Source organism: Mycobacteroides sp. H003 (assembly GCF_001440135.1).
Classification (GTDB): Bacteria; Actinomycetota; Actinomycetes; order Mycobacteriales; family Mycobacteriaceae; genus Mycobacterium; species Mycobacterium gwanakae.
Genome location: NZ_LJYL01000034.1, coordinates 733,391 through 751,958 on the forward strand (window position 1 = coordinate 733,391; position 18,568 = coordinate 751,958).

The 18,568-nt window shown below is 63.6% G+C and carries 19 protein-coding genes and 1 riboswitch; of the genes, 12 read left to right on the forward strand and 7 right to left on the reverse strand.

Going from position 1 to position 18,568, the window contains the following annotated elements; translation table 11 throughout:
- Positions 1-145: 145 nt before the first annotated feature.
- Positions 146-1,099 carry a sulfate adenylyltransferase subunit CysD gene (gene cysD, locus AOT87_RS23690; protein WP_057968133.1) on the forward strand — a complete coding sequence of 318 codons (954 nt, stop codon included), beginning with the start codon at positions 146-148 and terminating at the stop codon, positions 1,097-1,099.
- Complete coding sequence (cysC, locus tag AOT87_RS23695) at positions 1,099-3,000, forward strand: adenylyl-sulfate kinase (RefSeq protein WP_057968134.1); 1,902 nt, start codon at positions 1,099-1,101, stop codon at positions 2,998-3,000. The genes cysD and cysC overlap by 1 nt, the downstream gene beginning before the upstream one ends.
- Here the strand turns inward: cysC and AOT87_RS23700 are convergent.
- The 4 genes from AOT87_RS23700 to AOT87_RS23715 form a co-directional block, all read right to left on the reverse strand.
- Positions 2,997-4,118, reverse strand: coding sequence for a glutamate--cysteine ligase (locus AOT87_RS23700; protein WP_057968135.1), 1,122 nt, complete (start codon positions 4,116-4,118; stop codon positions 2,997-2,999). The two genes, cysC and AOT87_RS23700, sit on opposite strands and share 4 nt — an antisense overlap.
- Before the next feature lie 8 nt (positions 4,119-4,126).
- Positions 4,127-4,843 carry a superoxide dismutase family protein gene (locus tag AOT87_RS23705; protein ID WP_030096301.1) on the reverse strand — a complete coding sequence of 239 codons (717 nt, stop codon included), beginning with the start codon at positions 4,841-4,843 and terminating at the stop codon, positions 4,127-4,129.
- 51 nt (positions 4,844-4,894) lie between these two features.
- Entirely contained in the window at positions 4,895-5,359 is a 465-nt protein-coding gene (locus AOT87_RS23710; protein WP_030096300.1) for a LytR C-terminal domain-containing protein, read from the reverse strand.
- A 62-nt stretch (positions 5,360-5,421) separates the two neighbouring features.
- On the reverse strand, positions 5,422-5,769 hold the full coding sequence (locus AOT87_RS23715) for a DUF3263 domain-containing protein (protein WP_030096299.1): 348 nt from the start codon (positions 5,767-5,769) through the stop codon (positions 5,422-5,424).
- Positions 5,770-5,945: 176 nt separating this feature from the next.
- Between AOT87_RS23715 and AOT87_RS23720 the strand changes: the two genes are divergently transcribed.
- The 7 genes from AOT87_RS23720 (at position 5,946) to AOT87_RS23750 (ending at position 11,353) form a co-directional block, all read left to right on the forward strand.
- Positions 5,946-6,539 carry a peptide deformylase gene (locus AOT87_RS23720; RefSeq protein WP_030096298.1) on the forward strand — a complete coding sequence of 198 codons (594 nt, stop codon included), beginning with the start codon at positions 5,946-5,948 and terminating at the stop codon, positions 6,537-6,539.
- Positions 6,540-6,553: 14 nt separating this feature from the next.
- Complete coding sequence (locus tag AOT87_RS23725) at positions 6,554-7,453, forward strand: GNAT family N-acetyltransferase (protein WP_070940458.1); 900 nt, start codon at positions 6,554-6,556, stop codon at positions 7,451-7,453.
- Positions 7,454-7,462: 9 nt separating this feature from the next.
- Complete coding sequence (locus tag AOT87_RS23730) at positions 7,463-8,263, forward strand: exodeoxyribonuclease III (protein ID WP_057968136.1); 801 nt, start codon at positions 7,463-7,465, stop codon at positions 8,261-8,263.
- Positions 8,264-8,335: 72 nt separating this feature from the next.
- Positions 8,336-9,538, forward strand: a complete 1,203-nt coding sequence (locus AOT87_RS23735) for a hypothetical protein (RefSeq protein ID WP_234795779.1) — start codon at positions 8,336-8,338, stop codon at positions 9,536-9,538.
- Between the two features lie 32 nt (positions 9,539-9,570).
- On the forward strand, positions 9,571-10,218 hold the full coding sequence (locus AOT87_RS23740; RefSeq protein ID WP_030096294.1) for a hypothetical protein: 648 nt from the start codon (positions 9,571-9,573) through the stop codon (positions 10,216-10,218).
- Complete coding sequence (locus AOT87_RS23745) at positions 10,218-10,802, forward strand: hypothetical protein (RefSeq protein WP_030096293.1); 585 nt, start codon at positions 10,218-10,220, stop codon at positions 10,800-10,802. The genes AOT87_RS23740 and AOT87_RS23745 overlap by 1 nt, the downstream gene beginning before the upstream one ends.
- Positions 10,799-11,353, forward strand: a complete 555-nt coding sequence (locus AOT87_RS23750; RefSeq protein ID WP_057969760.1) for a hypothetical protein — start codon at positions 10,799-10,801, stop codon at positions 11,351-11,353. Before AOT87_RS23745 ends, AOT87_RS23750 begins: the two co-directional genes overlap by 4 nt.
- On the opposite strand, the gene AOT87_RS23755 is transcribed toward AOT87_RS23750, so the two are convergent.
- Complete coding sequence (locus AOT87_RS23755; protein ID WP_057969761.1) at positions 11,337-12,659, reverse strand: hypothetical protein; 1,323 nt, start codon at positions 12,657-12,659, stop codon at positions 11,337-11,339. The two genes, AOT87_RS23750 and AOT87_RS23755, sit on opposite strands and share 17 nt — an antisense overlap.
- An 18-nt stretch (positions 12,660-12,677) precedes the next feature.
- On the reverse strand, positions 12,678-14,414 hold the full coding sequence (locus AOT87_RS23760; protein WP_057968776.1) for an MFS transporter: 1,737 nt from the start codon (positions 14,412-14,414) through the stop codon (positions 12,678-12,680).
- 282 nt (positions 14,415-14,696) lie between these two features.
- A riboswitch (TPP riboswitch) is annotated at positions 14,697-14,805 on the forward strand.
- On the opposite strand from AOT87_RS23760, the gene thiC reads away from it, so the two are divergent.
- From thiC to AOT87_RS23775, 3 genes are all read left to right on the forward strand, one after another.
- Positions 14,796-16,427, forward strand: a complete 1,632-nt coding sequence (gene thiC, locus AOT87_RS23765) for a phosphomethylpyrimidine synthase ThiC (protein WP_057968777.1) — start codon at positions 14,796-14,798, stop codon at positions 16,425-16,427. Its footprint overlaps the riboswitch before it by 10 nt.
- A gap of 2 nt (positions 16,428-16,429) precedes the next feature.
- Positions 16,430-17,263, forward strand: coding sequence for a bifunctional hydroxymethylpyrimidine kinase/phosphomethylpyrimidine kinase (thiD, locus tag AOT87_RS23770; protein WP_109394619.1), 834 nt, complete (start codon positions 16,430-16,432; stop codon positions 17,261-17,263).
- The gene (locus tag AOT87_RS23775; protein WP_057968778.1) at positions 17,260-17,904 is read left to right on the forward strand and encodes an alpha/beta family hydrolase; all 645 of its coding nucleotides are present in this window, start codon (positions 17,260-17,262) and stop codon (positions 17,902-17,904) included. Before thiD ends, AOT87_RS23775 begins: the two co-directional genes overlap by 4 nt.
- On the opposite strand, the gene AOT87_RS23780 is transcribed toward AOT87_RS23775, so the two are convergent.
- A complete protein-coding gene (locus AOT87_RS23780) occupies positions 17,901-18,521 on the reverse strand; it encodes a TetR family transcriptional regulator (RefSeq protein WP_030096286.1) in 621 nt (206 codons plus the stop codon). The genes AOT87_RS23775 and AOT87_RS23780 overlap by 4 nt on opposite strands.
- Positions 18,522-18,568 lie beyond the last annotated feature (47 nt).

Sequence of the window (18,568 nt, forward strand, 5' to 3'; positions counted from 1 at the left end):
CCTCCGCCGAGTGTGCGCAGCACCGCGCCCACTCGGCGGTTTTGTCACCGCATCCCATTGACACCCAACAAGAACACGTTCTACTCTGAGCTGGACCGAATACGAACCGATACGGTACATATTTGGACCGAAATGGAGTAATCGCATGCCGACATCGCCCGATGTTCTTCGCCACAGAAGCTCATCACCCGCCGAGTCGTACGAGTTATCGCACTTGAGCGCGCTGGAAGCCGAGGCCGTCTACATCTTCCGCGAAGTTGCGGCGACCTTTGAAAGGCCCGTGCTGCTCTTCTCCGGCGGCAAGGATTCCGTGGTCATGCTCCACGTCGCGGCCAAGGCATTCTGGCCATCGCCGCTGCCCTTCCCCGTCATGCACATCGATACTGGGCACAACTTCGACGAGGTCATCGCTTTCCGCGACGAGACGGTTGGCCGCTACAACCTGCGGCTGGAAATCGGCAGTGTGCAGGACGACATCGACTCGGGTGCCGTCGTCGAGGAGACCGGACCAGGCGCCACGCGTAACCGCCTGCAGACCGCGACCTTGTTGCGCAGCATCAACGAACATCGCTTCGACGCGGTGTTCGGCGGCGCGCGCCGCGACGAGGAGAAGGCCCGCGCCAAGGAACGGGTCTTCAGTTTCCGCGATGAGTTCGGCCAGTGGGATCCCCGCGCCCAGCGCCCTGAACTCTGGAACATCTACAACGGTCGCCACCGTAAGGGTGAGCACATTCGGGTGTTCCCGCTGTCCAACTGGACCGAGCTGGACATCTGGCAGTACATCGAGTCAGAGAACATCACGCTGCCCCCGTTGTACTACGCGCACAGGCGCAATGTGGTGGAGCGCGACGGAATGCTGTTGGCAGACACCAGGTTCCTCACCCTGCAACCGGGCGAGGAACTCGTCGAGAAATCGGTCCGATTCCGGACCATTGGCGACGCCACCTGCACGGGTGCCGTCGAATCTGTCGCGTCAACTCCCAGCGCGGTAGTGGAAGAGGTTGCCGCAACCCGCATCACCGAGCGGGGAGCCACCCGCGCCGACGACCGGATCTCCGAGGCCGGCATGGAAGACCGCAAGAAAGAGGGCTACTTCTGATGAGTTCGCAGACCATCGAAACCACAGAACCTGCCCAGGAGCTCATCCGCATCGCCACGGCGGGCAGCGTCGACGACGGCAAGTCCACCCTCATCGGTCGCCTGCTGTACGACTCGAAGTCGATCTTCGCCGATCAGCTGGCCGCCGTGGAAGCCAGTAGCAAGGCCAAGGGCGAGACACATACCAACCTGGCACTACTCACCGACGGGCTGCGCGCCGAGCGTGAGCAGGGCATCACCATCGACGTCGCGCACCGCTACTTCTCCACGCCCGCACGCAAATTCATCATTGCGGACACCCCGGGGCATGAACAGTACACCCGCAATATGGTGACCGGCGCCTCGACCGCTGACCTGGCGATCATTCTGGTCGATGCCCGCAACGGGCTGACACAACAGACTCGCCGGCACGCGTTCATCACTTCGCTGCTCGGTGTCGAGCACGTGGTGCTGTGCATCAACAAGATGGACCTGGTCGACTGGTCCCCTCAGCGTTTCGACGAAATCAAAGAGGAATTCCGCAGATTCGCCACCAAACTGGAGCTGCATGACCTCACCGTCATTCCCGTGTCGGCGCTCCTGGGCGACAACATCGTCACCCGGTCGGCGAATACCCCTTGGTATGAGGGTCCGTCGTTGTTGCACCATATTGAGCAGGTACATATTTCGTCAGACCGCAACCTGATCGATGCCCGCTTTCCCATCCAGTACGTCATCCGCCCCCAGGGCGGTGCGGCGGCACCGGGCGCCGAGCACATCACCGACCTACACGACTTCCGGGCCGTGGCCGGAACCGTTGCCAGCGGCGTATTCAAGCCTGGCGACGAGATCGTCGCGTTGCCATCAGGTTTCACCTCAACCGTATCGGCGATCTGGGGTCCGGGTGGCGCGGTCGTGGATGAGGCCTTCGCCGGAAGCGCAGTGAGCGTGCAACTTGCCGACCAGCTCGACCTGGGCCGCGGCGACATGCTCTGCCGGCCGAACAATCGGCCACTGGTAGGTGGCCAGATCGATGCCATGGTGTGCTGGTTCACCGATGTTTCCACCCTCTCCGAGGGATCGCGATTCGTAATGCAGCATGCCAACTCGACGGTGAAGGCCGCCGTTGCCGGCCTTGACTACCGGCTCGACGTGAACAGCCTGCACCGGGACCAGGAAGCAAAGGAACTGAAGCTCAACGAGATCGGACGCGTGCAGTTGCGACTGCAGCGACCGATCATGTTCGATCCGTACCGGCGCAACCGGACCACCGGCAGCTTCATCCTGGTCGACGAGGCCACCAACAACACGGTCGCCGCCGGCATGATCTCCGGCCCGACTCTGCACCAGTCCAAGGTGGTCTGGCACTCGTCCGCGATTTCTCGCGAGGAACGCTCCACCAAGGGTGGAACGATATGGATCACCGGGCTCTCCGCATCCGGAAAATCCACCGTGGCAGTTGAATTGGAGCGGCGACTGGTGGCAATGGGCATTCCCGCCTATCGGCTCGATGGCGACAACCTGCGGCACGGCCTCAACGCGGACCTCGGATTCTCGGCGGCCGACCGCGCCGAAAACGTTCGCCGCGTGGGTGCCGTCGCCCAGATTCTTTCCGACTCCGGGGTGGTCGCGGTGGCCGCGCTCATCAGTCCGTATCAAGCCGATCGGGACAAAATCCGGGCCCAGCACGAAAAGGCCGGGCTGCCCTTTATCGAGGTCTTCGTCGACACTCCCGTGGAGGTCTGCGAGCAGCGCGACCCGAAGGGCATGTACGCCAAGGCCCGTGCCGGGGAGATCAGCGACTTCACCGGAGTCAACGCGCCCTACGAGGCCCCGGTGAACGCCGAGCTGGTGTTGCGTCCACAGGAAGGCAATCCAGAACAGCAGGCGGCTGCGATCTTGGAGTACTGGTTGTCTGTCTAGCGCTCGGTTTCCAATTCGTTGACCACCGAGTCCACGACCGCGCCCAGGTCGCCGTCATGCTCTTCAGCCACCCGCCGCTGGCGCTGATAAGACCCGCCATGGCGGTAGATATCCTCCACTGCGGCTAGCTCGGTCTCGCATTCCAACAGCCGCGCGATGGGTTGCAGCCGAGTCAGCAGATCGTCGAGGTCCTCGGTCACCAATCTCTCATTGCTGTCCTCATCCAGGATGATGACAGCGTCGAGCCCGTAACGCGCACTGCGCCACTTGTTTTCCTGAACATGCCAGGGCGGCATGGTGGGCAACGACTCCCCCGCCTCCAGCTTGCGGTCCAGGTCCACCACCAGGCAGTGCGTCAGTGCCACCAGGGCCTCGAGTTCGGCGACGTTGGAGATCCCGTCGAAGATCCTGATCTCGACGGTGCCCAGTGCCGGTGAAGGCCTGATATCCCAACGGATTTCGTTGAGTTGGTCGATGATTCCAGTCTTCATCTGATCGTCGACAAAGCCCTCGAACTGCTCCCAGGTCTGGAAGTGGAATGGCAGACCGGCGGTGGGCAACTGCTGGAACATCATGGCCCGGTTACTGGCGTATCCGGTGTCCTGCCCCTCCCACATCGGGGATGACGCGGACAGCGCCAAAAGGTGCGGGTAGTAGTTGAGCATCGAGGTGACGATCGGCATCACCTTGTGCTTGGAGGAGATGCCGACGTGCACGTGCACACCCCAGATCAGCATCTGACGCCCCCACCATTGGGTGCGGGCAATCAGCTCGTCGTATCGCGGGGCATCGGTGAGCTGCTGCGCCGACCACCGGGCGAAGGGATGCGTTCCGGCGCAAAACAGCTCCATGCCCATCGATTGCACGGTTGGCCGCACAGTAGCGAGGGTTGTCTGCAGGTCATCCATCGCCTCGGCGACCGTCCCGCAGATGCCCGTCACCACCTCGATGGTGTTACGCAGCAGCTCCTTGTGCACGTGCGGTGTCTCGCCGATCGCCTCCAGTACCGCGGAGGCCTCGTTGGTGAGGTCTCTGCTCTGGGCGTCGACGAGCGCGAATTCCCACTCAACCCCCAGCGTGGGTCGCGGTGACCCGCGAAATTCGATCGGGCGGGCCACTCTGGCGGCTAGCCCGCGTCGATGAGACCGCAGGCCACACGCTTGCCCGCATCACCCGTCGACTTGGTGGTGTCGTCGGGACCTGCCGTGCCATTGGCCTGGGTGTACCGCTCGGGCGGAACGTTGGCGAAGTTGTCGGCCTTCTCGTGGATGATGATCGAAGTGCCGTTGCCAGCGGTCAGATCATCCTTGGTGAACGAATCCGCAGTGGTAACCAGCTCTCCCGAGCCGTCCTTGAGAATGTTGATCGACACCAGATCGCCGCTGGACGGATGACCGGTGTAACCGGGGACGTTGAAATGTCCGCCCGCAGACAAGAAGTCACCCGGCGTCCCGCCGGCAGGTGCGGTGGAGTTGGCCTCGCACTTCTTGAACGAGTGGATGTGCAGCCCGTGGAACCCTGGGGTGAGCTTGCCATTCTCGGTGGTCTTCACAGTGATGGTGGCGAATCCGTCCTGGAACACGAACTCGGCCTTGGCCACCGGCGTGCCGTCGGCGAGCTTGAGCGTGGCGTTGAGCTTCTCACCCGAAGGGATCGGCTGCTCGCCGCCGTGGCCGCCGTGGCCGCCCGCGGTCGAGGGCGCCGTGGAACCGGTCCACACCGGAGGTGTGGTGCCCGGAGTGGTGCTGGCGGGCTGATCCGGGGAGCATCCACTCAGGGACAAGGCAACGGCAGCAAGGGTTCCGGCGGCGAGAACGGCGGGCTTAACCATGGGCCTCATCATGCCATCTCTCCTACAGCGTGTAGCACCCGCAGTGCCGATCCGTCAGATCGGTCAGATGGCGACAGCGACGACGACACCCGGCGGCTGTTCCACGAGTTCGGGTGCACGCGGCGCGGCCTGAACACCGAGCACCTTGGCGATTTCGTGGGCAGCCTCTTCTTCTCCGGCGGTCTTGCCGAAGAAGACGGTCGTGACGTTCACCTCGGGCATCGGCAGGTTGCCGACTTCGGCGACCTTCCAGCCTGCGGCCGTGACCTGGTCGGCGGCACCCCGCGCCAGGTCGGGCACCGAGGTGGTGTTGTACACACGAACCTCCGGCTTGGGCGCGGGCGGCGGTGTCGTCGACTTCGGGGCTGCGGCGGCGCTGACCGATGTGGACGTCGAGTCCGATGACGCGGACTTGTCCGATCCGAGAGCGTTGAACCCGACGAGCAGGAAAATCACTCCGAGAAACAGCAGCACCATCACCATGGCGCGAAGCGGCAGACCATGAGAATCGGGTACGCGTTCGTTCATTGTGAATCCACTCTACGGTCCGAGGGCGCCAGCACCTATTCAGGCCGGCCGCTCCGAGACAGCTATGTGACCTCAAACCCCAGGCGACGCGCCGCACGGGCCTTCTGACGGCTGGCACGCAGCCGACGGAGACGTTTAACCAGCATCGGGTCGGCAGCCAGGGCCTCTTGACGATCTACCAGCGCATTCAATACCTGGTAGTAGCGGGTGGCCGACATGCCGAAGAGCTCCTTGATGGCGTCTTCCTTGGAACCCGCGTACTTCCACCACTGCCGTTCAAAGGCCAGGATGTCGTGCTCGCGCCGGCTCAGACCAGCAGCGATCTCGACTCCGTCTGAGCCGACGGCAGGCGAATCCTGACCAGCATTCGCAGCCTTCGACTGCTCAGCTCGCGCCTGGGCGCCGTCCATAAAAGCTCCTGACCCAACCGGGCGTTTGTCGTCTTGTCTCTTGATCGATCGCGTTCACTGCAACACTGAAAATAACAACACTGTGGTTCGGCGATATTTAACCACGCTCAAACCGCAACTCCGGCTAGCCAACCCCGCGCGTCGGCTCTCAATACCAAGCCGATAGCTTGCCTTCCGTGGCTATTGTTCCTATCCGCATTGTCGGCGACCCGGTGCTGCATGCGCCAACCGAGCCCGTCCCGGTCGGTCCTGACGGTTCGCTACCCGACGATCTGCCCGAGCTGATCGCGAACATGTACGAGACCATGGACGCCGCCAACGGCGTCGGGCTCGCCGCCAACCAGATCGGCGTGCCCCTGCGCCTGTTCGTCTACGACTGCGCCGACACCCGTGGCGGCGGAACCCGCCATCGCGGCGTGGTGATCAACCCGGTCCTGGAAACCTCCGCCATCCCCGAGACGATGCCCGACCCGGATGACGACGAAGAGGGCTGCCTGTCGGTACCCGGAGAGTCCTTCCCCACCGGACGCGCGGACTGGGCGCGGGTCACCGGCCTGGACGCCGACGGCAAAGAGATCACCCTGGAGGGCAACGATCTGTTCGCGCGCATGCTGCAGCACGAGACAGGACACCTCGACGGATTCCTCTATATAGACACGCTGATCGGCCGGAACGCTCGCGCGGCCAAACGCGCGGTCAAGTCCAACGGTTGGGGCGTACCCGGATTGAGTTGGACGCCAGGACAAGTCGCTGATCCGTTCGGACACTAGAGCGACCCGGCGCCGTGTCCCTGCCCGAACTCGGTACGCGGGTCGCCATCCGCAGCCAACGGCCTGCCGGCTCGGTGCCCCCGTTCACCGACACCGTCGGCGAGTTGGTGGCAACGCATCCGGCGGTACGGGTACTGCATAAATCCGGTGCGGTGGTGGATATTTCGCCCCTCAATATCGTCTCAGTGCGCGTATTGCCCCCAGTTCCGGTGCTGAACCGGGACATCAGATCCGCGCAGCGAGCAGCGGCCTTCGCCTGGCCGGGTATCGAACACGCTTGGGTGGACGGATGGTTCGTGCGGGCCGCGGGCGGGTACACACATCGCGGCAACTCTGCTGTCCCACTGGAGCATTCGGCATCCCCTCGGTCGCTCGGCGATGTGGGTTTCTGGTACTCCGCACACCAGTTGCCCACCCTGTTGTGCCTGCCCGACCGGTTGGTACATCCGCCCGAGACGCTGGTGACGAGCGAGGAAACCGTGGTGATGGTGCGTGATCTGGGCGAGCCGGATGGCCCGCCCCTGCCTCCGGCACCACCGCCGGATTGGCTTGCCCTGCATGGAGATAGCCACCCCTTGACGGTGCCGGTGCTGACCGCGGTGATCGACGGGAAACTGGGCTTTGCTTCCGTCGCCGATGACGGTCCCGCCGTAGCCATCGCGCGCGGTGCCGTCACCGAGGGCTGGCTCGGAATTTCCGCGGTACGGGTGGCCGAGACCCATCGACGCCGGGGGCTGGCCCGACAGGTGTGTGAGGTACTGCTGGGCTGGGGGGCCGCGCAGGGCGCGCGCCGCGCATACGTCCAGGTACGGGCGGAGAACATGGCGGCGCTCGCGCTGTACCCGAGCTTGGGTTTTACCGAACAACACCGATACCGGTATGCACGTATCGAGGCCGTCAGCATCGAAAAGTAGGGTGACGTCATGCGATTGGCCACCTGGAATGTGAACTCCATCCGCGCCCGTGCCGACAGGGTGATCTCCTGGCTGGAACGCTCCGGCACCGATGTGCTCGCGATGCAGGAGACCAAGTGCTCCGACAAGCAGTTCCCCATGCAGGCGTTCACCGATGCCGGGTACGAGGTGGCACACGTGGGACTGAGCCAGTGGAACGGAGTGGCCATCGCCTCGCGAGTCGGGCTGGACGATGTGACCGTCGGATTCGAGGGTCAGCCCGGGTGGGCGTCCGGCTCGGATGTCGAGGAAGCCGCCGAGGCCCGAGCGCTCGGCGCCACCTGCAACGGAGTGCGGGTATGGAGCCTCTACGTCCCGAACGGCCGGACGCTGCAGGATCCGCATTACCAGTACAAGCTGCGGTGGCTCTCTGCCCTACGTGACGAGGCCGCCGGCTGGCTCGCAGCCGATCCCGCAGCACAGGTGGCGCTGGTGGGTGACTGGAACATCGCACCCACCGACGACGACATCTGGAGCGTCGAGGCCTACGAGGGCAGCACCCACGTGTCCGAGCCCGAGCGCACCGCGTTCACCGCGATGAACGACGCCGGATTCGCCGATGTGGTGCGGCCGTTCACCCCCGGTCCAGGCGTGTACACCTACTGGGATTACACGCAACTGAGCTTCCCCAAGAAGCGCGGGATGCGCATCGATTTCGTCCTCGGCTCACCGGAATTCGCCAAGCGGGTGGGCGACGCGCATATCGACCGTGAGGAACGTAAGGGCAAGGGCGCAAGCGACCACGCTCCGGTCGTCGTCGATCTGGACTGATACCGGCGCGAAGTTCCCGCAGCAAATCCTGCCCGCGCTACCCTCAGAGAACTACTGATCGAGGGGGTAGCGATGATGCGCCGGTTCCACGCGTTGGCGATCGCTCTGATGCTCACCATGGCGGCCTGTACGTCACCGCCCAACGGCATCGAGATCGTGACCAACGGAGAAACACCGATGGGACCGACACCGTCAACTACCACCACCGCGACGACGAAACCACGGCCCACGGTTCCGCTGCCGCCTCCGACCGGCAACATCGGAGACGTCAAGCTCAAGTATCTGTTTTATGAGGCGATCCGGCTGTCCGGGTCGATCGTGGCACCGACGATCATCGACGGCCGATTCAACAGCACGGGGTGGCCGACCCTGCTCTATCGACGGGATAAGTCCGACGAGTTGCTCGACTACGGATACGTGACCGGCATCAGCATCTCGCGCGAGCCGGTTACTCCGAACAACGACGCCACCACCCTATTGGGAGTCAAGATCCGGCTGTTCAAAGACGAGGCGTCCGCGGCAGCGGCGACGGAAGCCCTATTCAGCCTCCGAAACCAACTGGACCCTGGCGAATCCAAACGTGTGGAGACCGTGGAGATTCCAGGTTTTCCGGCTGCCAAGGCGTACGCCACACACAAAAACTACGGCCAGTCTGTCTACGCGGAAACCGTGGCGTATCTCCAACGCGGGCCACTCGTGGTGCGGGTTGACATCAGTCAGCAACCAGACGTCGAGAGCGCGGAAATCCTGTCCCGCTACCTGACCCGGCAGTTCCAGGAGCTGGAGCACTTCACGCCCACCCCGATTGAGCAATTAAGCTCGCTCACATCGCCTTTCGACCCTGATGGATCCTTGCTCAAACTCGCCACCGACAAGACCTCGTTCAACCCCAGCGGCAGCGGCGCCGTCTTCGACGCGCGTGGTGCGGCGCTGTTTCACTCCGACATCCCGGCGTGGCTTGAGATCTATCGCGAAACCGGTGTCGACCGGTTCATCGTCGCCGATAGCGCTCGAGTGACACGCGCGGGCGATGATATGGGCGCCAAACGTCTACTGGATGCACTGCGACCCGAGTTACTGGCCAGGACGGATTACGGCCCGCCGAGCGCGCCGTCCACCGTGCCGAACGCCGAGTGCCTGCAGTACAAGTCGGGTACCGGTGACGACCCGCTCCTGACGTGCCTGTTCCAGCAGGGACGGTATGTCGCATGGGTGCAGGGCGCCCTGTCGGTGATCGGTCAACGCGTCCAGGATCAGCGGAACCGGCTTAGCTAACAGAAATCAGCTGCGGACGACCTTCTCACCGTATGCTTCTGCGCATGGGTGGGGACGATCCCGTCAGCGAATCCAACGAGCCGGAGAATCGCAGGTTCCTGGATCGCTATTCGCTGAAACGGTTGCACCAGGTCGCGATCGTCGCGGTGTTGGCGACGACCGCGGCCTTCGGCGGATTGGAAACCGCCGAGCCGATGACGCCGGTGGCACTGGGATCCTCGTATTCGAACGGCGTCTACACGATCACACCGCATCGCGTCGCCCAGATCTGTGACCCCGCACGCCTGCCGACCCGCAACCAGTTGCTGTTGCAGAAGGCCGCTAAGGAGCGCCAGCTCGTGGGCCTGTTCGCGACCGTGGAGAACACCGCCGACTCGTCCGGGGTGGTGTTGCACGACCTCAAGCCCAGTAACAGCGCCGTATTCAGTCTGGTCGGCGACGATGTTCGAGACGAGGGCGCCTACGGGCCCTACGGCCTGCTATCGGTCCTGCAGCCGGGAAAGGTCCAGGACGTGATCGTCGTTTGGGGATTCCCGTTCGGCAAAGCGCAGCCGGGCGATGACGTCATCATCAAAATGTCCGACTTCGAACGAGCCGCCGGGGTTGCCAATACCGTCACCACCTGGGGTGCCACGGGTCATTACGGCGAGCTTCGCACCACCATCGGCAGGTGCGAGTGATGCGGCGAAATCGGGCCATCATCGCAGTCCAGGCCGTTGTTTGCGCCCTGCTGCTCGCAGGCTCGGCCTACCTATACATGAATGTGCCGAAACGCACCGACTCGTACGCGCCGCTCCTGGTGCACGGCACTGCCCCGGCACCCACCGCGGGCCGCAATCTGTCGGTGACCGTACATCGAGTGTTCTCGGCGCCCGAAGTCCGCGTGAAGTCATCGGTCAGCGACTCCAGCATCGACACCTACCAGACCAAGGGCCGCTACATCGCGATCGATCTCTCCTATGAAACCATCCGCACACCCGACAGGATCGATTTGCAGCTCGAGGCCGACCACCGCAACATCGACCGGGAGAACTTCGCCGCCACCAAGGCCTCCGGGCAACCAGGTGTCAGCGTGCGCAAGACATGGGTGTTTGACGCCCCAGAGCCTCCCAGAGCGCTCAATCTTCTCGCAATCATCTTCCCGGATAATGACTTTCGTATGATGCAGGGCTGGGTCGACTCACAACTCCTGATCGTCATCCCGCCCGAAATGATTCAAGAGCGGCCATTGCTGACACTCGTGAACGAGCAGGTCGTTCCATGAGAAACTGGCTGCGGCGCAACATTATTGGAGCGATACTGATTGTTGTCGGAGTGCTCACCTTCGGCATTACGGTGGGCTATCCCTCGTGGAAAGAGAACCTTGGGACCGATATCCCCGCCGCCACCGTGCCCGCCGGCGCCACGGTCAAGATCGACGGCGTGCTATGGCGTATGCGCGCTCTAGACATGCCCACTCCTGCGTACTCCAAGTACGACTCCCCTCAGCCACCCGGAACACGTTTTGTGGCGTATGCATTCGACCGATCCAAGGACGGGAAGCCAGCCGCGCTGGATGAGGGATGGGCGATGTGTCGCGCCACATTTGTCGATCAGAGCTATCGGCACTGGTATGGACAGATAGGGCTACTGCCGGTCTCGGTGTCGGATTGGACCCGGAAGCAGGGGTACGACACCTGCAATACTGCCGGCTCATTCGCGGCCGTCATGGTGGTTCCAGAGGACGCCGACATCACCGCAGTGGACGTCGAGTTCGCACCCGAAAAAGGAAGCGCGAAAAAATACCGCTTCGTGCGGTTCATACCTCCGTCGTGACCGACGGCCGCGAGGCTCTCTCCACGCAATGCCAATACATTGCCACCACAAGGCATATCCGAAGCGGATCGATCAATGCGCCAATCGCCGTCCGGAAGGACTCGCGATACGACGCCCACCAGATCCACTCATGCGGTCCCAGCAGCATGGCCACGCCGCGCCACATGTACCCGTCGGTCACGTAGACGTTGAAGTAGGCACCGTTGGGATCCAGGACCACGGTCGCCATGAATACAAAGACGAAGAAACACAACGTCACTGGTCCGGAATGCACGGTGAGCCGGAGAGTGTCACGCAGTTGATCGGCTATACCCAGCAGGCTTCGGAAGATTTCGGACGCACGTGTCTGGACGATGACCGGCAGTCGCTGCCAACGTTCCTTCGCCGCGAGGCCGGTTCGACTTGCCACATCGGTAACGCGGGAGCCCTGAAGTTCACCGAATGCCGCCTGGCTGGCCCCGGCCCACGTGGTTTGCGGCCGAGCCGCATAGACGGTTCCCACAATGGCAATCCACGTCACCGCCAACAACACCGCAAGCACGGTCGGCCCCACCGCATCGGTGATCCACTTCCACACCTGACCGAGCAGGCTGAAGTGCGCGAAAAACCGGTCCTTCTGCTCGGTGTACCAGACGATGACCTTGCGCTCAGATACCCATTTTGGGCTCCCCACAAGCCGATTCGACGCGGCATTGAGCAGCAGCACCACCCACAGAGCCTGTAGGTAGACGGCCACTAGCTGGGTCCAGGCAGGGAGCTTCTCGGAATACCTGGTCAAGGCGCCACGGGCCACGAACGCGATCAGTATCGCCAGATATGCCCGCCAGTCGCTGGGAGTCATGAACTCCTGAGCCTGCGTCAACGTCCTCTCGGGGGCGCCGCCGGAGTAGGCCGCGTAGGAGAGGTCGGCGTTCAATGAACCCAGGTACAACGCGTAGTCGGCCAGAATCAGCCGCCACGCCGCAAAGAGCACGAACACCGGAAGAATCGTCTTGAGCACGATGCCCACGAAGGCCTGATACCGCGACCGGCCATCGGTGTTCTCGTCGGGGAGGTTCGTCTCCCCGCGTATGACCAAAAACATCAGGATGTACGTGCTGAGTCTGGCGAGAGCCGCCAACGGCATGATCAGGTCGCCCCAGAATCCACCGAAGTGCACGCCCACATAGAGGGCCAGTTTGATCAGCCAGTACCGGGCGAGCCAGCCGACGAGCCAAACTCCGATGAGCCGCGGCCAGCAGCGCCACCACAAGATCCCCGTACGGCGCAGCAGATCCACCGGACCGGATATCCCCCACGTTGCCATGGGCAGATAGTAGCTAGCTCAGTCCTCCGCGTGGGCGTACTTGCCACCGGCACCCAGCGAGGCCAGAGCCGCGATCCCCATCATCAGCGCGGCGGCGACGAACACCACCACCAGACCGGCATGGAAGGGCTCGGCGATGAGATTCGGGAAGAACGACTGCCCCGTCAGCTCGGCCGCGTTGACCCCCGGCTGCTCCAGAACACCTGAAGGAGCGAGCAATTCACTAATGGGGTTGTAGCCGAGGAATGCCGCGAACAGGCTGCCCACTGGTGGTGTACCGGCCACTTGAGCGGCAGTGGCGGCGGGCACGCCCTGGGCGGTCAGACCCGACTGCATCGCCCCCGGCATCGTGGCGGAAAGCCCGACGATCATGAGCGAGAAGAAGATTCCAATCGATAGGGAGTTGCCCGCGTTGAAGAAGGTGCCACGCACCCCCGAGGCGGCGCCGCGCTGATGGGCGGGCACGCTCGACATGATGGCCGCGGTGTTGGGTGCGGTGAAGATGGCCGATCCCAACCCGTTGAGAAAGATGAGCGCAGCGAAGGCCCAGTAATTGAAGTTCACCGGAATGGCGATGAGCGCCAGGAACGTCACCGCCGACAGCACCATGCCGCCGGTGGCGAACGGCCGGGCGCCATAGCGGTCCGAGAGCACACCGGCCACCGGGCCGGCCAACAGGAAGCCAAGTGTCATGGGCAGCAGGAAGATTCCCGCCCACAGCGGGGTCGATTCATAGCTATATCCGCGCAATGGCAACCAGATGCCCTGCAGCCAGATGATGAGCATGAACTGCAGACCGCCACGACCCACCGACGCCAGTAGATTGGCCAGGTTCCCCAGGCCGAACGCACGGTTCTTGAACAAGCGCATATCCAGCATCGGGTCGGCCACCCGAGACTCGATCACACAGAACAGCACCAGCAGAGCGACACCGGCGATCAACGATCCGTAGACCAGCGGGTTGCCCCATCCGGTATTTGAATTGCCGTACGGCTGAATGCCATACGTGATGCCGGTGAGCAGCACAGTCAGCCCCAGCGCGACGGTCACGGTTCCGGCCCAGTCCAGCTTTCCCGGCGTGGGTTGGTCGATCTCGACGAGCGACCGGTACGACCACACGGTGCCCAGCAGGCCCAGCGGCACACCCACCCAGAAGATGGCGCGCCAATCCCATTCGGAGAGCACGCCTCCGATCAACAGCCCCAGGAAGGACCCGGCCACCGCGGCCACCTGGTTGATGCCCAGCGCCAGACCGCGCTGTGTGGAGGGGAAGGCATCGGTCAGGATCGCCGACGAGTTGGCCATCAGCATGGCCCCACCCACCCCTTGCACCACGCGCCAGGCGATGAGCCAGACCGCACCGCCGCCGTAGTGGAAGGGATCGAACGAGAGCACTACCGCCGCAACGGTGAAGACGACGAAGCCCATGTTGTATATCCGGACTCGCCCGTACATGTCGCCGAGGCGACCGAACAACACAACGAGCACCGCGGAGGCCAACAGATAACCCATGAGCATCCAAAGCAGATAGCTCACGTTCCCGGCAGCGAGCGGGTTCAGACCGATGCCGCGGAAAATGGCCGGAAGTGAGATCAGGACAATCGAAGAGTTGATGGTCGCCAGCAGCACACCCAGCGTGGTGTTGGACAGCGCCACCCACTTGTAGTGCGGATGGTCGCGATCCACCCGCACACGACGTCGGGCGGTTGCGATATCCGCAGCTGTCTCGTCGGTCCGTGTCATCAATTCAGTCATCGTCACCCTTGTTGCGCGCTTCTCCCCCGACGCGGCCAGCGGAGCATCCCAGCCCGGTCGTCTGTGGACACCACCGTGCACAACTTTAGCAAGGGAAACTATATTCCCAAAACTTTCGAGCCCTCATCTGTCAGATCGGGCTTCGGGCGCATGCCTCATCCGGTTCGAGTGCGAGCCTGACGCGTAAATCTGGCCGAAAATCCGGGTGAGGCTCGCACTCGACGGAGAAATCCGTGGCTCACCGAGTAGCGTGGCCAGTGTTCGTCAACGAACAGCCCCAACACAAAAAGACACGGGAGCGCACACCAGTGCGCTGAGAGGACGGCTAGGGCCGTCGACCGTATGAACCTGACCGGGTAATGCCGGCGTAGGGAGGAAGAAATGCCTGACCAATCACGTACCCCCGAGACCGTCACCACGGGCCCCATCCAGGGCAGCGAGAAGATCTACCAAGAGCTCGGCAGCGGCCTGCGGGTGCCGCAGCGCCGCGTCAACCTGACCAACGGTGAGCATCTGGACCTGTATGACACCTCCGGTCCGTACACCGACACCAATGCCGTCATCGATCTGCAGAAGGGTCTGCCGCCGCGCGCCGGGATCGTGACCGATCGCGGCACGCAACTACAGCGTGCCCGCGCCGGTGAGATCACCGCCGAGATGGAGTTCATCGCCGTCCGCGAGGGTGTCCCCGCCGAGCTGGTGCGCAGCGAGGTCGCGATGGGCCGCGCGGTGATCCCGGCCAACCACAAGCATCCCGAGAGCGAGCCGATGATCATCGGCAAGGCTTTCGGCGTGAAGATCAATGCCAACATCGGCAACTCGGCCGTCACCTCCTCTATCGCCGAGGAAGTCGAGAAGATGGTCTGGGCCATCCGCTGGGGCGCCGACAACATCATGGACCTGTCCACCGGTAAGGACATCCATCAGACCCGCGAATGGATCCTGCGCAACTCGCCCGTCCCCGTGGGCACGGTGCCGATCTACCAGGCGCTGGAGAAGACCAACGGCGACCCGGCAGCCCTCACCTGGGAGCTGTACCGCGACACCGTGATCGAGCAGGCCGAGCAGGGCGTGGACTACATGACCGTGCATGCCGGAGTACTGCTGCGCTACGTGCCGCTGACCGCCAAGCGTGTCACCGGCATCGTCTCGCGCGGCGGCTCGATCATGGCCGCCTGGTGCCTGGCACATCACCGGGAATCGTTCCTCTACACCCATTTCGAGGAGCTGTGCGAGATCCTGGCGCGCTACGACGTGACCTTCTCGCTCGGCGACGGCCTGCGCCCGGGCTCCATTGCCGACGCCAACGACGAGGCGCAGTTCGCCGAGCTGCGTACCCTCGGCGAGCTGACAAAGATCGCCAAATCCCATGGCGTGCAGGTGATGATCGAAGGCCCCGGCCACGTTCCGATGCACAAGATCGTCGAGAACGTGAAGCTTGAGGAGGAGCTCTGCGAGGAGGCTCCGTTCTACACGCTGGGTCCGCTGGCCACTGATATCGCCCCGGCCTACGACCACATCACCTCGGCCATCGGCGCCGCGATCATCGCCCAGGCCGGTACGGCAATGCTGTGCTACGTCACCCCCAAGGAGCATCTGGGGCTGCCTGACCGCAAGGACGTCAAGGACGGCGTGATCGCCTACAAGATCGCCGCACACGCCGCCGACCTGGCCAAGGGGCATCCGCGCGCACAACTGCGCGATAACGCATTGTCCAAGGCGCGCTTCGAGTTCCGCTGGGATGACCAGTTCAATCTGTCACTCGATCCGGACACCGCCCGCGAATTCCACGACGAGACGCTGCCCGCCGAGCCGGCCAAGACCGCGCACTTCTGCTCCATGTGCGGCCCGAAGTTCTGCTCGATGCGCATCACCGCCGATATCCGGGAGTTCGCGGCCCAGAACGGTCTGGAGACCCAGGAGGACATCGACGCGATGCTGGCACGCGGCATGGAGGAGAAGTCGGCGGAGTTCGCAGAACACGGCAACCGGGTCTATCTGCCGATCGCGTGAGCATGAACGCCTTCCTGCCCCTCCCGGAGCCAGGAGTCACCCCGGTGCGTGCGATGACCATCGCCGGGTCCGACTCCGGGGGCGGGGCGGGTATCCAAGCCGATATGCGCACCATGGCACTGCTCGGCGTGCACGGATGCGTGGCGGTCACCGCGGTGACCGTGCAGAACTCGGTGGGTGTCAGGGACTTTCACGAGATTCCGCCACAGGTGGTGGCAGCGCAGATGGACGCGGTCATCACCGATATCGGCATCCAGGCGGCCAAGACCGGGATGTTGGCCTCCGCGCCGATCATCGAGGCCATCGCGCAGGCATGGTCGCACCTGGCGCCTGGCGTGCCCCTGGTCGTCGATCCGGTGTGCGCGTCCATGCACGGCGATCCGCTGCTGCACCCCAGTGCACTGGATGCCCTACGCACACAGTTATTTCCGTTGGCAACACTCGTCACTCCCAATCTGGACGAGGTACGCCTGCTCGTGGACGTCGATGTAGTCGACGAGGAATCGCAAAGGGAAGCGGCGCGAAAGCTACATGCCCTCGGGCCCCAATGGGCGCTGGTGAAGGGTGGGCACCTTCGATCCAGCGATACCAGCACCGACCTGCTCTTCGACGGCACCGAATTTCACTACTTCCCCGTCGAGCGGGTGGACACCGGCCATGATCACGGCGCCGGGGACACCCTCGCCGCATCTATCAGTTGCGCACTGGCCCATGGTTTTTCCGTGGTTGAGGCAGTGGCATTCGGGAAACGGTGGATCACCGAGTGCCTGCGAGCCGCGTATCCACTTGGCCGAGGCCACGGCCCGGTATCGGCCCTCTTTAGACTCAACGTGTGAGCACCGAGGAACTTCCGGATATCGCCGGAATTGCGCATCACCCCGACGGGCAGCCGCATGGCGCCGTGGTGCTGACCCACGGCGCCGGCGGTAGCTGCCACTCCCCCATGCTGCGCTTGTTGTGCACGGCGTGGGCCGAACGCGGCTGGCTGGCACTACGTTTCGATATGCCCTTCCGGCGCAACCGGCCCAGCGGTCCGCCCTCGGCCTCATCGGCCGACAAGGACCGCGCTGGTATCGCCGAGGTGATCGAGAAGGCTCGTGCCATGGCGGACGGCCCGCTCCTGGCCGGCGGTCATTCGTATGGCGGACGCCAGACCTCGATGCTCGTATCGGAAAAGGGACCGATCATCGACGTCCTGACGTTGTTCTCCTACCCGCTGCATCCGCCCGGTAAGCCCGATCGGCTTCGCACCGAACATCTGCCTGGCATCGCGGTTCCGACGGTGTTCACCCATGGCACCTCGGATGCGTTCGGCACCATCGCCGAAATCAAGGCGGCGTCGGTCCTGATACCGGGCGGAGCGACGATCGTGGAAATCACCGGCGCACGTCACGACTTGGGGTCCAAGACAATCGACGTCCCGGCCCTGGCCATCGACGCCGCACTGACGGTTCTGAACCGAACCGACGGAGCCTAACCCTCGCCGACCGTGCGCCAGTCGCACGTCAGCAACTGCGCCGCTCGCCGCAGGTCGGCCTCGGCCTGCGCCACGGTGAGACCACCGTTGAGGCACACCTGAATGCAGCCGAACCACTGGTGCACCAGCAGCCTGATCACGGCCTCATCCTCTTCGGACGGATCGGAAAGACCGGCCACCTCGGAAATCAGCTCGTGGAATCGCTTCTCGACCTGCATCAGGTCCGGCACCTCGGCCAGCGACGCCGAGTTGGAGGACCGAATCATCGCGATCGCCAGCATGCGGCGCCGTGTCAGGCCGCGCAGCGCCCGTACCAGCGCTTCGCCCACCCGGTCGGCCGCCGTTTCCTTCCCGTCCGGAGAAACGGGAATGCGGCCCACTAGCCGTTCCGATTCCCGGACGAGAGCCGACACGAACAGATGCCGCTTCGTCGGGAAGTAGCGATACAACGTGCCGATGGCAACGTTGGCGTGCTTGGCGACGTCGTGCATCTGGACGTGGTCGAGCTCGCGCGTCATGGCGAGTTCCTCGGCCGCGTCGAGCATGCGCTTGTACTGCTCATGTTGGCGCCGGGTCGACGGCATGGCGGCTGGCCGCACCGGTGACACTTCAACCATGGCGCTCACGATCTTTTCACCTGCATAAATAACCCCGAAACTGGAAC

Coding starts and splice junctions, on each gene's coding strand:
- cysD (WP_057968133.1), top strand. CDS start 146: ATGCCGACATCGCCCGATGTTCTTCGCCACAGAAGCTCATCACCCGCC.
- cysC (WP_057968134.1), top strand. CDS start 1,099: ATGAGTTCGCAGACCATCGAAACCACAGAACCTGCCCAGGAGCTCATC.
- AOT87_RS23705 (WP_030096301.1), bottom strand. CDS start 4,843: ATGATGAGGCCCATGGTTAAGCCCGCCGTTCTCGCCGCCGGAACCCTT.
- AOT87_RS23710 (WP_030096300.1), bottom strand. CDS start 5,359: ATGAACGAACGCGTACCCGATTCTCATGGTCTGCCGCTTCGCGCCATG.
- AOT87_RS23715 (WP_030096299.1), bottom strand. CDS start 5,769: ATGGACGGCGCCCAGGCGCGAGCTGAGCAGTCGAAGGCTGCGAATGCT.
- AOT87_RS23730 (WP_057968136.1), top strand. CDS start 7,463: ATGCGATTGGCCACCTGGAATGTGAACTCCATCCGCGCCCGTGCCGAC.
- AOT87_RS23735 (WP_234795779.1), top strand. CDS start 8,336: ATGATGCGCCGGTTCCACGCGTTGGCGATCGCTCTGATGCTCACCATG.
- AOT87_RS23740 (WP_030096294.1), top strand. CDS start 9,571: ATGCTTCTGCGCATGGGTGGGGACGATCCCGTCAGCGAATCCAACGAG.
- AOT87_RS23745 (WP_030096293.1), top strand. CDS start 10,218: ATGCGGCGAAATCGGGCCATCATCGCAGTCCAGGCCGTTGTTTGCGCC.
- AOT87_RS23750 (WP_057969760.1), top strand. CDS start 10,799: ATGAGAAACTGGCTGCGGCGCAACATTATTGGAGCGATACTGATTGTT.
- AOT87_RS23755 (WP_057969761.1), bottom strand. CDS start 12,659: ATGGCAACGTGGGGGATATCCGGTCCGGTGGATCTGCTGCGCCGTACG.
- AOT87_RS23760 (WP_057968776.1), bottom strand. CDS start 14,414: ATGACTGAATTGATGACACGGACCGACGAGACAGCTGCGGATATCGCA.
- thiC (WP_057968777.1), top strand. CDS start 14,796: ATGCCTGACCAATCACGTACCCCCGAGACCGTCACCACGGGCCCCATC.
- thiD (WP_109394619.1), top strand. CDS start 16,430: ATGAACGCCTTCCTGCCCCTCCCGGAGCCAGGAGTCACCCCGGTGCGT.
- AOT87_RS23780 (WP_030096286.1), bottom strand. CDS start 18,521: ATGGTTGAAGTGTCACCGGTGCGGCCAGCCGCCATGCCGTCGACCCGG.